The sequence below is a fragment of the Streptomyces sp. AHA2 genome, assembly GCF_036857595.1.
In the GTDB taxonomy this organism is placed as follows: Bacteria; Actinomycetota; Actinomycetes; order Streptomycetales; family Streptomycetaceae; genus Streptomyces.
On the sequence record NZ_JAUQWJ010000002.1, the window covers coordinates 640,110 to 654,313 of the forward strand.

16 protein-coding genes are annotated in these 14,204 nt (G+C 73.5%); 12 read left to right on the forward strand and 4 right to left on the reverse strand.

The genetic code is table 11. From position 1 onward, the window contains the following. The first annotated feature begins 33 nt into the window (after positions 1-33). The 4 genes from Q5694_RS06960 to Q5694_RS06975 all read left to right on the forward strand — a co-directional run bounded on the left by Q5694_RS06960 (position 34) and on the right by Q5694_RS06975 (position 4,066). A complete protein-coding gene (locus Q5694_RS06960) occupies positions 34-1,251 on the forward strand; it encodes an NYN domain-containing protein (protein WP_333931208.1) in 1,218 nt (405 codons plus the stop codon). Between the two features lie 123 nt (positions 1,252-1,374). Beyond that, on the forward strand, positions 1,375-2,349 hold the full coding sequence (locus tag Q5694_RS06965) for an ABC transporter ATP-binding protein (protein WP_333931209.1): 975 nt from the start codon (positions 1,375-1,377) through the stop codon (positions 2,347-2,349). A 143-nt stretch (positions 2,350-2,492) separates the two neighbouring features. Then, entirely contained in the window at positions 2,493-3,314 is an 822-nt protein-coding gene (locus tag Q5694_RS06970) for an ABC transporter permease (protein WP_333931210.1), read from the forward strand. 56 nt (positions 3,315-3,370) lie between these two features. Beyond that, the gene (locus Q5694_RS06975; RefSeq protein ID WP_333931212.1) at positions 3,371-4,066 is read left to right on the forward strand and encodes an AAA family ATPase; all 696 of its coding nucleotides are present in this window, start codon (positions 3,371-3,373) and stop codon (positions 4,064-4,066) included. 160 nt (positions 4,067-4,226) lie between these two features. Here the strand turns inward: Q5694_RS06975 and ybaK are convergent, their stop codons facing one another. The 4 genes from ybaK to Q5694_RS06995 all read right to left on the reverse strand — a co-directional run bounded on the left by ybaK (position 4,227) and on the right by Q5694_RS06995 (position 8,220). Continuing rightward, positions 4,227-4,733: a Cys-tRNA(Pro) deacylase gene (ybaK, locus tag Q5694_RS06980; RefSeq protein WP_333931213.1), complete on the reverse strand. Its 507-nt coding sequence runs from the start codon at positions 4,731-4,733 to the stop codon at positions 4,227-4,229. A 10-nt stretch (positions 4,734-4,743) separates the two neighbouring features. Next, on the reverse strand, positions 4,744-5,484 hold the full coding sequence (locus Q5694_RS06985) for an LON peptidase substrate-binding domain-containing protein (protein ID WP_333931214.1): 741 nt from the start codon (positions 5,482-5,484) through the stop codon (positions 4,744-4,746). 11 nt (positions 5,485-5,495) lie between these two features. Beyond that, the gene (locus Q5694_RS06990; protein ID WP_333931215.1) at positions 5,496-6,521 is read right to left on the reverse strand and encodes a hypothetical protein; all 1,026 of its coding nucleotides are present in this window, start codon (positions 6,519-6,521) and stop codon (positions 5,496-5,498) included. A 121-nt stretch (positions 6,522-6,642) separates the two neighbouring features. Next, positions 6,643-8,220, reverse strand: a complete 1,578-nt coding sequence (locus Q5694_RS06995) for an oxidoreductase (protein WP_333931216.1) — start codon at positions 8,218-8,220, stop codon at positions 6,643-6,645. A gap of 180 nt (positions 8,221-8,400) precedes the next feature. On the opposite strand from Q5694_RS06995, the gene hisD reads away from it, so the two are divergent. The 8 genes from hisD to hisF are packed head-to-tail and all read left to right on the forward strand — an operon-like array spanning position 8,401 to position 14,140. After that, positions 8,401-9,726 carry a histidinol dehydrogenase gene (gene hisD, locus Q5694_RS07000; protein WP_333931217.1) on the forward strand — a complete coding sequence of 442 codons (1,326 nt, stop codon included), beginning with the start codon at positions 8,401-8,403 and terminating at the stop codon, positions 9,724-9,726. Beyond that, on the forward strand, positions 9,723-10,844 hold the full coding sequence (locus Q5694_RS07005) for a histidinol-phosphate transaminase (protein ID WP_333931218.1): 1,122 nt from the start codon (positions 9,723-9,725) through the stop codon (positions 10,842-10,844). Before hisD ends, Q5694_RS07005 begins: the two co-directional genes overlap by 4 nt. Then, positions 10,841-11,434: an imidazoleglycerol-phosphate dehydratase HisB gene (gene hisB / locus Q5694_RS07010; RefSeq protein ID WP_333931219.1), complete on the forward strand. Its 594-nt coding sequence runs from the start codon at positions 10,841-10,843 to the stop codon at positions 11,432-11,434. Before Q5694_RS07005 ends, hisB begins: the two co-directional genes overlap by 4 nt. After that, positions 11,431-11,595: a hypothetical protein gene (locus Q5694_RS07015; protein ID WP_333931220.1), complete on the forward strand. Its 165-nt coding sequence runs from the start codon at positions 11,431-11,433 to the stop codon at positions 11,593-11,595. The genes hisB and Q5694_RS07015 overlap by 4 nt, the downstream gene beginning before the upstream one ends. Further along, entirely contained in the window at positions 11,592-12,236 is a 645-nt protein-coding gene (gene hisH / locus Q5694_RS07020) for an imidazole glycerol phosphate synthase subunit HisH (protein WP_443040824.1), read from the forward strand. Before Q5694_RS07015 ends, hisH begins: the two co-directional genes overlap by 4 nt. Further along, positions 12,236-12,964 carry a bifunctional 1-(5-phosphoribosyl)-5-((5-phosphoribosylamino)methylideneamino)imidazole-4-carboxamide isomerase/phosphoribosylanthranilate isomerase PriA gene (gene priA / locus Q5694_RS07025; RefSeq protein ID WP_333931222.1) on the forward strand — a complete coding sequence of 243 codons (729 nt, stop codon included), beginning with the start codon at positions 12,236-12,238 and terminating at the stop codon, positions 12,962-12,964. The genes hisH and priA overlap by 1 nt, the downstream gene beginning before the upstream one ends. Then, the gene (locus Q5694_RS07030) at positions 12,961-13,371 is read left to right on the forward strand and encodes a RidA family protein (protein WP_333931223.1); all 411 of its coding nucleotides are present in this window, start codon (positions 12,961-12,963) and stop codon (positions 13,369-13,371) included. The genes priA and Q5694_RS07030 overlap by 4 nt, the downstream gene beginning before the upstream one ends. Positions 13,372-13,384: 13 nt before the next feature. Next, on the forward strand, positions 13,385-14,140 hold the full coding sequence (hisF, locus tag Q5694_RS07035) for an imidazole glycerol phosphate synthase subunit HisF (protein WP_333931224.1): 756 nt from the start codon (positions 13,385-13,387) through the stop codon (positions 14,138-14,140). Positions 14,141-14,204: the final 64 nt, after the last annotated feature.

Sequence of the window (14,204 nt, forward strand, 5' to 3'; positions counted from 1 at the left end):
CGAAGCAAACCTCCTGGGAAGAGGGTGAGTCGCGTGGACCGCTGCATCGTCCTGGTGGACGCCGGATATCTGCTGGGAGCCGCGGCGAGCCTCCTCGCCGGGGAGCCCTCGCGGTCCCGCATCACCGTCGACCACGCCGCCCTCATCCAGGCGTTGCGCGAACGCGCCGAATCCGAGACCGCGCAGCCCCTGCTGCGCATCTACTGGTTCGACGGCGCCCCCGACCGCGTCCCGCAGCCCGAGCACCGCCGGCTGCGCGTGATGCCCCGGGTCACCGTCCGCCTGGGCGCGCTGACCCGCAGTGACGGCCGCTGGGCGCAGAAGGGCGTGGACGCGGCGATGCACGCCGAGCTCACCGAACTGGCCCGCAACCGCGCCTGCTCCGACATCGTCCTGGTCACCGGCGACGGCGATCTGCTGCCCGGCATGATGGCCGCCAAGGAACACGGGGTGGCGGTCCACCTGTGGGCGGTACAGGCCGCCGACGGCGACTACAACCAGTCCGAGGACCTGGTCGCCGAGGCCGACGAGCGGCGCGTCCTGGACCGGACGTGGATCACCAAGGCCGTCCGCGCCAAGGAGCACACCGGGGTGTGCGCGCCGCAGCCCGCACCCCGGCCCGAGATCGCCGCGATCCTCTCCGCGCCCCTGCCCGACTCCGCCCTGTCCGCACCGCCCGAGCGGCCCGCCCCGCAGCCCGACCACCAGGCCGCCGCCCCCGTCCCCGACGGCACCGGCGAGCGGGTGCCCGCCGCCGCCAAAGGAGGGGTCCCCACGCCCAAGGACCTGGCAGCCCTGCGGGCCCCCGGCACCCAGCACGAACGGCAGCCCGCCTCCGCCACCCTGCGCTGGTCCTCCGACAAAGGGTGGGTCGACCGGCCCGCACCCGAGCCCCCCGAGGCCGCCTCGATGCCGACGCTCGCCCAGCTGACCACCGCCGAGCAGCGCTGGGCCGACCGCGAGGAGGACATCACCACGGTCGGCGGCGACCCCTACGAGGTGGGCCAGGTCTTCGCCCGGCGCTGGGTCGAACGCCTCGGGGACCACAGCCACCTGCAGAAACTGTCCGGGATGTACCCCCGGATCCCGCACCGCGTCGACGGGGAGCTGCTGCGCTACGCCGCCCGCTTCGGCCTGCTCGCCCACAAGGACGACCAGATCGACGAACGGGACCGCTACGCCATCCGGGCCGGCTTCTGGAAGGAGATCGGCGTCCGCACGGGAGTGGAGCACGCCCCGGTCGGCGACTGAGAATCCCGCGGGCGCATTTCCCCTCACCGGCCGCCCCGGGAGCGGGCCGGGGTCCCCGACCCCGTAGTCTCGTCCCTTGTGAGTACGCGCGCGGCACAGGCATTTCGGCACGATGGGGACATCGTGTGCGCGGTGCGCGGGCTGACCAAGACCTATCCGGCGGTCCGGGGCCGGCGCGGAGTGCCCGCCACCGCCGAGGTCCGGGCCACGGACGACGTGCACCTGGACATCCGCCGCGGCGAGATCTTCGGTCTGCTCGGGCCGAACGGCGCCGGCAAGTCCACCCTCGTCCGGCAGCTCACCGGACTGATGCGGCCCGACAGCGGCAGCGTGGGGATCCTCGGCCACGACATCGTGCGCCATCCCGAACGGGCCGCCCGGATCCTGGCCTACCTGGGGCAGGAGTCGACCGCGCTCGACGAGCTGACCGTGTCGCTCGCCGCCGAGACCACCGGGCGGCTGCGCGGACTGGGCGCCGGGCGGGCCCGCGCCGAACGGGACGCCGTCCTGGACGAGCTGGGGCTCACGCCCCTGGCCGGACGGCCGCTGAAGAAGCTCTCCGGGGGTCAGCGGCGCCTGGCGTGCTTCGCGGCGGCCCTGGTGGGCGAGCGCCCTCTGCTGGTGCTGGACGAGCCGACCACGGGCATGGACCCGGTGGCGCGGCGGGCCGTCTGGTCCGCGGTCGACCGGCGGCGCGCCGAGCACGGGACGACGGTGCTGCTGGTCACCCACAACGTCATCGAGGCCGAGACCGTGCTGGACCGGGTGGCCGTCCTGGACCGGGGGCGGGTCATCGCCTGCGACACCCCGGCCGGGCTCAAGGAGCGGGTGGCCGGTGAGGTGCGGGTCGACCTGGTGTGGCGGGAGAGCGCGCCGCTGCACGTCCCGGAGGTGGCCGCACTGCGGGACCGCGCCGCCGAGTCGGGCCGCCGCTGGACGCTCCGGCTCGGGCCCGAGGAGGCCCGGGCGGTCGTGGCGACCGTCACCGGCGGGGCCGCCTTCGCCGCGCTGGACGACTTCACCCTGACCACGCCCAGCCTGGAGGACGTCTACCTGGCGCTGGGCGGGGCCGCACAGCAGGGACTGGTCAAGGCGTGAGCGGCACCCGGGCGGCGAGCGCCCACGCCCCGATCGCCAAGGCCCCGGGTGCGGGGGGCCCCGGACGGGCCGGGCTTGAGCAACCGGGCCTCCGCGTACGTACCGACTGCCGCAGTGGACCCGACGAAGGGGAGCAGCGCGACGTGAGTGTCGTACCCGCCGATGTCCTGCCGGGCGGTGCCCTGGCCGCCGAGGAGCCCGCCGGGGGCGCGGCCGAGCTCGGCCCCCGGGCGCGGCTGTGGCCCTCGCTGGCGGCCGTGTACCGGGCGCAGCTGTCCCGTGCGCGGGTGGCGCGGATCCCGCTGCTGTTCGTGGCGACCTTCCAGTCGGTCGGGATCATGATCCTCATGCGCGGGGTCGTGGACGACGGCGGTGAGGCGCAGGCGGTCGTCGCCGGCTCCTCGGTCCTGGTCGTCGCCTTCGTCGCGCTGAACCTGCTCGCGCAGTACTTCGGGCAGCTGCGGGCCAGCGGCGGGCTCGACCACTACGCGACCCTGCCGGTGCCGCCGGCGGCCGTGGTGCTGGGCGCGGCGGGCGCGTACGCCTCGTTCACCGTGCCCGGGACGGTCGTCACGGCGGTGTTCGGCTGTGTGCTGTTCGGGCTGCCGCTGGCCCATCTGTGGATCCTCATCGGCGTCATCCCGCTCGCGGGCGCCGCGCTCGCCGGCCTGGGGGCGGCCCTCGGGCTGCTCGCGCCCCGGCCCGAGCTGGCCACGCTGCTCGGGCAGCTGGGCATGTCGGCGGCGCTGCTGCTGGGGGTGCTGCCGGCCGACCGGATGCCGGAGTTCGTGCGGTTCGCGCGGGACCTGCTGCCGTCGACCTACGGGGTGGAGGCGCTCGCGCGGACCTTCGGGCCGGATCCCGACTGGGCGTTCGTGCTGGGTGACCTCGCCGTGTGCGGGGCCGTGGGCGTCGTCTCCCTGGCCGTGGCGACCTGGGCGTACCGCCGGGCGGCCGTCCGGTGAGCAGGGACGGATCGTCCGGTGACGCGGTGCACAGGCGCACCTGGCACGATGACAGGGTGACCGCACCGCTGACTCCGCCGCCACCACCGCACGAACACTCCGCCCAGGGCCCGTGGCAGCCGCCGGCCACCGGGCCCGTGGCACCGGGCTCCGAGCACGCCGAGCACCGCGGAGACGGCTGGTACGGACAGGACGGCCCCGGGATGAGGACGGAAGTACGCGAGGCCGGTGTGGTGGCCGTGGCCGTGGCCCTCGGCGGGGTGCTGCTGGGCCTGCTGTGGTGGTGGTTCGCACCGCACGTCCCGCTGGTCGGGGACGTGACGGGCGGCAACTGGGTCGTCTACCTCAAGGACACCGAGGGCGAACAGGCGATCGGGGTCGACGGCACGTTCGTGCTGCTCGCGCTGGGCTTCGGGCTGATCAGCGCGCTGGCGGTGTTCCTGCTGCGGCGGCGCGGCGGCGTGCCGCTGGTGGTGGGACTGGCGGTCGGCGGGCTGCTCGGCTCGCTGCTCGCCTGGCGGGTCGGGGTCTGGCTCGGACCCGCCCAGGACGTGATCGCGCACGCGCGCGAGGTCGGCAAGGGGGTGACGTTCTCCGCGCCGCTGAAGCTCGGGGCCAAGGGGGCGCTGCTGGCCTGGCCGCTCGCCGCGCTGGTGGTGCACCTCGGGCTCACGGCCCTGTTCGGCCCCCGGGACCCCGAGCCGGAGTTCGCGGACGGGCCGTACGGGGCGCAGCCGCCGCCCGCCACGTAGCCGACCGGCGCCGGGCGGGCGGGGAGCCGACCGCACGCCGTCGGCCACGCCGGCCCGGGGCCGGACCCGCCGTGGCTGCCGCCGGCCGCCGAGCGTCGTGGCGTCGCGCGGCCGCCCGCGCCGCGCGTCCGTCCGCGGCCCGGGCCGGGTGCGGCGGTTCTCAGGCCGGGCGGCCGATGGGGGCCAGGACCGCCTGCGTCAGGTCCGCGAGGGTCTGCGGGGAGAGCTCCACCTCAAGGCCCCTCCTCCCGGCCGAGACGCAGATCGTCGCGTGGTCCGACGCCGACGCGTCCAGGACCGTGGGCAGCCTCTTGCGCTGGCCCAGCGGGGAGATGCCGCCCCGGACGTACCCCGTGGTGCGTTCGGCGAGCGCCGGGTCGGCCATGGCCGCCCGCTTGCCGCCCACCGCCGTGGCCAGCGCCTTGAGGTCCAGCTGGCCCGCCACCGGGACCACGGCGACGGTCAGCGTGCCGTCGACGTCCGCGACGAGGGTCTTGAAGACCCGGTCGGGGGAGACGCCCATCGCCTCGGCGGCCTCCTCGCCGTAGGAGGGGTGGGCGGGGTCGTGGTCGTAGGAGTGGACCGTGTACCGCGCTCCCGCCGCCGTGAGGGCCACCGTCGCGGGCGTGCCGCCCTGCTGTTGCTGCTTCTTCGCCTTCTTCGCCATGCCGGTCCGCTCAGTTGAGACTCATCGGGCCGCGCGTCAGTTCCGACGCCGGCAACGACGGCAGGTTACGGATGATCGCCGTCTCGGCGCGAAGGAGTTTCAGCTCGTCCCGCAGGCGCGAGGCCGTGTCGGGGGCCTGGAGCAGCCGTTGCTTGGTCGGGGTGTCGAGCATCATCGCGGCCGCCACGAGGTAGGACACCACGCCCGGTTCGTCGGGCAGTTCCGCCCCGGTCGTCAGCGACCTCTCCCGCGCGCCCGCCAGGCGCTTCTGGTACTGGCGGAAGGAGCGCAGCACCCCCTCCGCGAGCGGCGGGGCCTCGTCGCCCGGTTCCTCGGCCAGCGGCTCCAGTTCGGCCGTCAGGAAGGGGCCGGACGCCTCGACCGACAGCAGCTTCACCCGGGTGGTGCCGGTCGCCAGCACCTCGAAGGAGCCGTCGGTGCGCTCCCGGACGGTCGCCGCGTCCGCGATGCAGCCGACCTTGTGGAACGCCTTGACGGGGTCCGGGCCGAAGCCCGCCAGCGGCCCCCGCTCGGGCAGGGCGGTCGGATCGGGCATGCCGGGTGAGCTCGGGGCCACCTCGTGGCCGTCGCGGATCGCCACGACGGCGAACCGGCGCGGTTCGTCCTCGGGCGTCTTCAGCAGCTCGCGCATCATGGCGCGGTACCGCTCCTCGAAGACGTTGAGCGGGAGCACGAGCCCCGGGAACAGCACCGAGTTCAGGGGGAAGAGGGGGAGCCGGACGGTGGTCACGACGCAAGAGCCTAATGGTCGCCGCCGCGGACCCGTCCGCCCCGTTCACCCTGTGGATGCCCGGGCGGCTGCCCGGCCGCCGCGGCCCGGACCTGCTCGCGCACGGCCAGGAAGTGGCCGAGCGGGTCGTCCGACACCCGGTCCCAGGGGAACGAGGTGGCGTACGGGCCGTTCAGCCGGAGCTGTTCGCGGGCGTCCTGCCAGCGCTCCAGGCGCACCAGGACGAAGACCAGCAGGTTGCGCATCCGGGCGGGCCAGGGGTCGGCCGCGGGCAGCAGCGGGGACAGCGCGATCGCCCGGTCGGCCGCCGCGTCCAGGCGTCCACGCGGCACCTCGGGCCCGCAGCCGTCGGTGAGGTAGCCGAAGGCGGCCCTGACCGGGAGGGCCTGGACGAGGGTGCCGGCGGGGGCGTCCTGGGCGGCCCGGTCGGCGAAGTCGAAGCACTCGCGGTGCGAGCCGTGCCAGGAGGCGGCCAGGTAGCGCAGGGCCGCCACGTGGCAGCCGTAGTGGTGCGGGGCCCGCCGGACGGCCGCCGCCCACAGTTCCTCGAAGTAGGTGTGGCCGGCCTGGGCGCCCCGGGCGTGGTCGAGTGCCAGACGCCAGGGCACCGGGTCGCGCTGGTCCGCCCGGGCCGCCGCCGTGATCAGCGGGCTCACCTCGCGCAGCAGCTCGGCCCGGGCCGGCGAGCCCCAGGCGCGGTCCACCGCGAGCTGGGCCCCGACCACGAGCGCGTCGGGGTCCTTCGGGGCGAGGGCGAGCCAGGCGTCCAGCCATTCGGGGCGCGAGCGGGCGAAGGCGGCCAGCCGGGTCACGTACCGGTCGCGCCGCTCCCACTCGCCGGCCGTCCGGGTGGCGAGGAGCAGAGCGGCGGCCGGGCCGTGCTCGCCGCGGGCGGCGGCGACCAGCGCCGGGCTCAGCCGCGCGTCGGGCGCGTCGAGCAGCACCTCGTCGTCGTCCGGGCGGGCGGCGGGGTGGGGGGTCCTTGTCATCCGGCTCGCGCGGATGAACGGCAACTGCATCGCCATGGTGCCGACCATTGAAAGTCGGCTGCTCGCGGCGGCGCCAGATCGTTCCGGCACATTGCGAAAAGTTGTACGGCTTTCGGTCAAGAGAAGGTAAAAACATGACAGCTCTTCACCTTCGACCCCAGGGGACGCCTCAGTTGCGCCGCAACAGCCGGGTCGCGCCCGCCGCGACCGTCGTCGCCAGGATCCAGCCGAGCAGGATCATGACCGTCGCCAGCCACTGCCACCCGCCGCGCAACTGCCAGAAACCCACCTGGCCCAGGTCGATGACGGGCAGCAGCAGGTCGAGGGTGAAGAGCACCGGGCTCCACTCGGGGTGCTCGCCCCGCTTCATCGGCGGGTGCCCGGCCTGTGCGAAGGCGACCGACCCCGCCGCCCACAGCACGGCCATCCACACCGCCGCCCGGCCCGGCCGGTACCCGTAGGCGACCGTCCAGTCCTGCGCGTAGCCCCACATCTTGGCCGCGAGCGGCAGGCTCTCGCGGTGCCGGCGCTGCTTGGCGAGCAGCACCTCCCGGGCGTGCTGGTCCTCCCCGCCCGCCCGCAGCACGGCCGCGAGCCGCTCGTACGGCTCCGGGTTGTACTCGGCGGTGGCCGCCGCGACCCACTCCAGCCGCTCGTCCAGCGGGAACGGCCCGCGCGGCACCAGGTTCTCGTAGGTGAAGCCGCCCATGTGCAGCCGGCCGGGGCCGGGCCAGGCGTCGGCCCGGTCCATCAGGTTGACGACCTTCGCGCCGGAGAGCACCACCCGGCCGCGCGCCGGCCGTTCCCCGAGGAACCGCAGCTCCGGCGTCTGCACCCGGCGCAGCGACAGCTCCTGTCCGTCCGCGAGGGTGAACCGGGCCAGCTCGAAGTCGACGGCGTCGCCGAAGCGCCCGTCGTCCAGCCGCATGCCGCCCTCGCAGGCGAACCGCTGGATCCGGGTGCCCTCCGCCGGGGTCATCCCGCTCATCGCCTGCGCCCCCACCCCCGCCGGGGTCAGGTAGAGGCTGCGCTCGACGGTCAGCTGCGGGGCGTTCAGCGCCAGCCGGGCGTACGGATTGGCCAGACGGGCCCCGCGCAGGCTCAGCGACACGCCGACGGTGGCCGCGCGCAGGCTCAGCTCGCCGTGCGATTCCAGCAGCTCGGCCTGGAGGTCCTGGCCGACGGTCAGGCCGTCCGCCGCGACCGACCGGCCGCTGCGGTCCCGGTGCACGACCGCCTGGTTCAGCATCAGGTCCGTGCCTATCTGCGCGTCCGTGAGCCGGATGCCGTGGTGGAAGCGGCAGCGCGGCAGGTGCAGGTCGCCCTCCGTCTGCACCCGGGCCGCCTCCAGCCGCGGCACCGAGCAGTCCACCATCCGCAGGGTCGTGAAGCGGGCCTCCGGCAGCAGCACGTCCTGCTCGAACCGGCAGCGGCGCAGCTCCACGTACGGCTCCACGGTGCCACCCGCCAGGTCCAGTGAGCCGCTGACCTGCACGCCGACGAGCTTCAGCGACGCCACCCGCCCGGCCAGGGCGGGCGGTCCGTCGAGCAGCAGCCAGCAGACGATCCGGGCCCGCACGGTCCGCTCCTCGTCCCACGGCCCGCCGGCGTGCGGATCGTCCGCCACGGCGTCCCCGCTGCTCAGGTCGTACACGCTGCCGTTGCGGAACGCCTGCCACATGCCTGCCTCGGCGGCGGTCAGGTCGTCGGGCAGCTCACCGGCGCGGACGCCGTCCCCCTCGGTCACCGCTCTCCCTTCTCCCCGCGGATACGCGCGCGGGTCGGTTCCTCGTACAACTGTTCATGCCCGAAGAGTGACGACTCGAAAGCGAAGAGTGAGGAGTGTTCCACCGGATTCCGCGGCGCGCCGTATCAGCCACTGATACGTGCGGACAGTGCCTCACCCGGGTCTGAGAGAATTGAGCACGTGATCTCCCGAATCGATCTGCGCGGCGACGCCCTCGTCGAGGGCCCCGCCCTGCGTGACCTGCTGCCCCGAGCCGACTTCGACGTACAGGCCGCCCTGGACAAGGTGCGTCCGATCTGCGAGGACGTGCATCATCGGGGCGACGCGGCGCTGATCGACGCCGCCGAGCGGTTCGACGGGGTCAGGCTCGACCAAGTGCGGGTCCCCGCCGCCGCGCTCACGCGTGCGCTGGAGGAGCTCGACCCGGCCGTGCGCGCGGCCCTGGAGGAGTCCATCAGGCGGGCCCGGACCGTGCACCGCGCCCAGCGCCGGTCCACGCACACCACCCAGGTCGTGCCCGGCGGAACCGTGACCGAGAAGTGGGTTCCGGTCGAGCGCGTCGGGCTGTACGCGCCCGGTGGCCGGTCGGTCTACCCGTCCTCCGTGATCATGAACGTGGTGCCCGCCCAGGAGGCCGGCGTGGAGTCCGTCGCGCTCGCCTCGCCCGCGCAGGCCGACTTCGGCGGCCTGCCGCACCCGACCATCCTCGCCGCCTGCGCCCTGCTCGGCGTCGACGAGGTCTACGCGGCCGGCGGCGCCACGGCCGTCGCGATGTTCGCCTACGGCACCGAGTCCTGCGCCCCCGCGAACATGGTCACCGGCCCGGGCAACATCTGGGTCGCCGCCGCCAAGCGCTACTTCACCGGCAAGATCGGCATCGACGCCGAGGCGGGCCCGACCGAGATCGCGGTTCTCGCCGACGACACGGCCGACCCGGTGCACATCGCCTCCGACCTGATCAGCCAGGCCGAGCACGACCCGCTGGCCGCCGCCGTCCTGGTCACCGACTCCGCCGACCTCGCCGAGGCCGTCGAGAAGGAGCTTCAGCCGCAGGTCGCCGCCAGCAAGCACGTCGAGGACCGGATCGTCCCGGCCCTGTCCGGCCGGCAGTCGGCGATCGTCCTGGTCGACGGCATCGAGGAGGGCCTGAAGGTGGTCGACGCCTACGGCGCCGAGCACCTGGAGATCCAGACCGCCGACGCCGCCGCCGTGGCCGACCGGGTCAGGAACGCCGGCGCGATCTTCATCGGCCCCTGGGCGCCCGTGTCGCTGGGCGACTACGCGGCCGGGTCCAACCACGTCCTGCCCACCGGCGGCTGCGCCTGCCACTCCTCGGGCCTGTCCGTGCAGTCCTTCCTGCGCGGCATCCACATCGTCGACTACACGCGCGAGGCGCTGGCCGACGTCGCGCACCACGTCGTCACGCTGGCCGAGGCGGAGGACCTGCCGGCCCACGGCGCGGCGATCAAGGCGAGGTTCGACTGGAAGGTTCCGCAGGGCAAGTGAGCGACGTACGCATCGACGATCTCCCCGTACGCGACGAGCTGCGCGGCAAGTCCCCCTACGGCGCGCCCCAGCTGGACGTCCCCGTACGGCTGAACACCAACGAGAACCCCTACCCGCTGCCCGAACCGCTGGTCGAGCGCATCGCCGAGCGGGTCCGTCAGGCGGCCAGAAACCTCAACCGCTACCCCGACCGGGACGCGGTCGAGCTGCGCACGCGGCTGGCCGAGTACCTGACCGACACCTCGGGACACCGGGTCGGCGTGGCCAACGTCTGGGCGGCCAACGGCTCCAACGAGGTCATCCAGCAGCTGCTGCAGACCTTCGGCGGTCCGGGCCGCACGGCGATCGGCTTCGAGCCGTCGTACTCGATGCACGCGCTGATCGCGCGCGGCACCGGCACCGGCTGGATCTCCGGGCCGCGCGGCGCGGACTTCTCGATCGACCTCGCCGCCGCCGAGCAGGCCATCGCCGAGCACCGGCCCGACGTGGTCTTCGTCACCACCCCCAACAACCCCACCGGCAACGCCGTCCCGCGCGAGACCGTCCTCGCGCTGTACGAGGCCGCGCAGGCGGCGAAGCCGTCGATGGTCGTGGTCGACGAGGCGTACATCGAGTTCAGCCACGGCGACTCGCTGCTGCCGCTGATCGAGGGGCGCCCGAACCTCGTCGTCTCGCGCACCATGTCCAAGGCGTTCGGCGCGGCGGGCCTGCGCCTGGGCTACCTGGCCGCACACCCGGCCGTCGTCGACGCCGTCCAGCTGGTCCGGCTGCCGTACCACCTGTCCGCCGTCACCCAGGCGACCGCCCTGGCCGCCCTGGAACACACCGGCACGCTGCTCGGTTATGTGGAGCAGCTGAAGGCCGAACGGGACCGCCTGGTCACCGAGCTGCGGGCGACCGGCTACGAGGTCGTCGAGTCCGACGCGAACTTCGTGCAGTTCGGGCGCTTCGACGGCGAGGGCGGCGCGCACGCGGCGTGGCGGAAGATCCTCGACCACGGGGTGCTGGTGCGGGACAACGGCATCCCCGGGTGGCTGCGCGTGTCGGCCGGAACCCCCGAAGAGAACGACGCGTTCCTCGACGCGGTCCGTGCACTGAAGAAGGAGCAGAGTCAATGAGCCGCATCGGACGCGTGGAGCGGACGACCAAGGAGACCTCGGTCCTCGTCGAGATAGACCTCGACGGCACCGGCAAGACGGAGATCTCCACCGGCGTCGGCTTCTACGACCACATGCTCGACCAGCTCGGCCGGCACGGTCTGTTCGACCTGACCGTGAAGACCGAGGGCGACCTGCACATCGACTCGCACCACACGATCGAGGACACCGCCCTCGCCCTCGGTGCCGCCTTCCGGCAGGCCCTCGGCGACAAGGTCGGCATCTACCGCTTCGGCAACTGCACGGTCCCGCTGGACGAGTCCCTCGCCCAGGTCACCGTCGACCTGTCCGGCCGCCCCTACCTCGTGCACACCGAGCCCGAGAAGATGGCGCCGATGATCGGCGAGTACGACACCACCATGACCCGGCACATCCTGGAGTCCTTCGTGGCCCAGGCGCAGATCGCCCTGCACGTGCACGTGCCCTACGGGCGCAACGCGCACCACATCGTGGAGTGCCAGTTCAAGGCGCTGGCCCGGGCCCTGCGCTACGCCTCCGAGCGCGACCCGCGCGCGGCCGGCATCCTCCCGTCCACGAAGGGCGCCCTGTGAGCGGCATCTCGACCCTGCTGATCGTCGTCGGCCTGTTCCTCGCCGGCGGGGTCTACTCGTTCGCCAGGCAGAAGATGCCCAAGGGCCTGATCGTGCTGCTGTCGATCGGCGCGGCGATGTGCCTGGCCGCCGGTGTCCTGAGGCTGGAGGTGTGGAATTGAGCAGCCCGCGAAAGAAGGTCGTCGTCTTCGACTACGGCTTCGGCAACGTCCGCTCCGCCGAGCGCGCCCTCGCCCGCACGGGAGCGGACGTCGAGATCACCCGTGACTACGACAAGGCCATGAACGCGGACGGCCTGCTCGTGCCCGGCGTCGGCGCGTTCGCCTCCTGCATGACGGGTCTGCGCGAGGCGCGCGGTGACTGGATCATCGACCGCCGGCTGTCCGGCGGCCGGCCGGTCATGGGCATCTGCGTCGGTATGCAGATCCTCTTCGCGCGCGGCATCGAGCACGGCGTGGAGAGCGACGGACTCGACGAGTGGCCCGGCTCGGTCGAGCCGCTGCAGGCCGAGGTGGTGCCCCACATGGGCTGGAACACCGTGGATGCGGCGCCCGGTTCGCGGCTCTTCGCCGGCCTGGACGCGGACGCGCGCTTCTACTTCGTGCACTCCTACGCGGTCCACGACTGGTCGCTGGAGACGCACAACCCGGCGATGGAGGCCCCCAAGGTCACCTGGTCCACGCACGGCAAGCCGTTCGTCGCGGCCGTCGAGAACGGCGCCCTGTGGGCCACGCAGTTCCACCCCGAGAAGTCCGGCGACGCCGGAGCCCAGCTGCTGAACAACTGGATCGGAACCCTCTGATGGCTTCGAAGCTCGAACTCCTGCCCGCCGTCGACGTCCGTGACGGCCAGGCCGTCCGCCTGGTGCACGGCGAGTCCGGCACGGAGACCTCCTACGGCTCCCCGCTGGAGGCCGCCCTGGCCTGGCAGCGCTCCGGCGCCGAGTGGCTGCACCTGGTCGACCTGGACGCCGCCTTCGGCACCGGGGACAACCGCGAGCTGATCGCCGAGGTCGCCAAGGCGATGGACATCAAGGTCGAGCTGTCCGGCGGCATCCGCGACGACGACACCCTCGCCGCCGCCCTCGCCACCGGCTGCACCCGCGTCAACCTGGGCACCGCCGCCCTGGAGACCCCGGAGTGGGTCGCCAGGGTCATCGCCGAGCACGGCGACAAGATCGCGGTGGGCCTGGACGTCCGGGGCACGACCCTGCGCGGCCGCGGCTGGACCCGTGACGGCGGCGACCTGTACGAGACGCTGGAGCGCCTGAACAAGGAGGGCTGCGCCCGCTACGTCGTCACCGACATCGCCAAGGACGGCACGCTGCAGGGCCCCAACCTGGAGCTGCTGAAGAACGTCTGCGCGGCCACCGACCGCCCCGTCGTCGCCTCCGGGGGCGTGTCGTCCCTGGACGACCTGCGCGCGATCGCCGGTCTCGTACCGGCCGGTGTCGAGGGCGCGATCGTAGGGAAGGCGCTGTACGCGAAGGCGTTCACCCTGGAAGAAGCCTTGGAGGCTGTGTCGTCATGACGTCCGAAGCCGTACGGCGTGTGCAGAGCGGAAGTCCCTGGGAAGATTCCTTCGGTTTCGCACGGGCCGTGGCGGCGGGTGACCGTGTGCTCGTCGCGGGCACGACCGCCTTCAAGGGCGACGTGCTCTACGGCGAGGGCGACCCCTACGAACAGGCCAAGGTGGCCTTCGCCACCGCCCTGGAGGCGATCGCCGAGTTCGGCCTCACCGCCGACTCGGTGATCCGCACCCGGGTGTACCTGGCCCACGCGCGGGACGTGGACGCGGTGGGGCGGGCCCACAAGGAGATGTTCGACGCCGTACGCCCGGCCACGACCCTGCTGGTCGTGCAGGGGTTCATCGACTCCCGGGTCCTGGTGTCGGTGGAAGTCGAAGCATTCAGAGGCACTCCCTCAGCGGAACACTAGAGGAGCACGATTCATGACCCTGGCGGTCCGAGTCATCCCCTGCCTGGACGTGGACAACGGCCGGGTCGTCAAGGGCGTCAACTTCCAGAACCTGCGCGACGCGGGCGACCCCGTCGAGATGGCCAAGGTGTACGACGCCGAGGGCGCCGACGAGCTGACGTTCCTGGACATCACCGCCTCGTCGGGCGACCGCGAGACCACCTACGACGTGGTGCGCCGCACGGCCGAGCAAGTGTTCATCCCGCTCACGGTCGGCGGCGGCGTGCGCACGGCGGAGGACGTGGACAGGCTGCTGCGGGCCGGCGCGGACAAGGTCGGCGTCAACACGGCGGCCATCGCCCGCCCGGAGCTGATCCGCGAGATCGCCGAGCGCTTCGGCCGCCAGGTCCTGGTCCTGTCGGTCGACGCGCGCCGCACCGAGTCCGGCTCCTTCGAGGTGACCACCCACGGAGGCCGCCGCGGCACCGGCATCGACGCGGTCGAATGGGCGCACCGGGCCGCCGAGCTGGGCGCGGGCGAGATCCTGCTCAACTCGATGGACGCGGACGGCACGAAGGACGGCTACGACCTGGAGATGATCCGGGCCGTGCGCAAGCACGTCACGGTCCCGGTCATCGCCTCGGGCGGCGCGGGCGCCCTGGCCGACTTCCCGCCCGCGGTCGAGGCGGGCGCGGACGCGGTCCTGGCCGCATCGGTCTTCCACTTCGGCGACCTGCGCATCGGCCAGGTCAAGCAGACCCTCGGGGAAGCGGGCCACCCGGTGCGATGACACCCCGCCGCTGAGACCCCGCCCCCTGAAGCCCCGGCCGCGCAACGCGGCCGGGGCCTTCCCG

Coding starts and splice junctions, on each gene's coding strand:
- ybaK (WP_333931213.1), bottom strand. CDS start 4,733: ATGGCGAAGAAGGCGAAGAAGCAGCAACAGCAGGGCGGCACGCCCGCG.
- hisF (WP_333931224.1), top strand. CDS start 13,385: ATGACCCTGGCGGTCCGAGTCATCCCCTGCCTGGACGTGGACAACGGC.
- Q5694_RS06990 (WP_333931215.1), bottom strand. CDS start 6,521: ATGGTCGGCACCATGGCGATGCAGTTGCCGTTCATCCGCGCGAGCCGG.
- priA (WP_333931222.1), top strand. CDS start 12,236: ATGGCTTCGAAGCTCGAACTCCTGCCCGCCGTCGACGTCCGTGACGGC.
- hisB (WP_333931219.1), top strand. CDS start 10,841: ATGAGCCGCATCGGACGCGTGGAGCGGACGACCAAGGAGACCTCGGTC.
- Q5694_RS07030 (WP_333931223.1), top strand. CDS start 12,961: ATGACGTCCGAAGCCGTACGGCGTGTGCAGAGCGGAAGTCCCTGGGAA.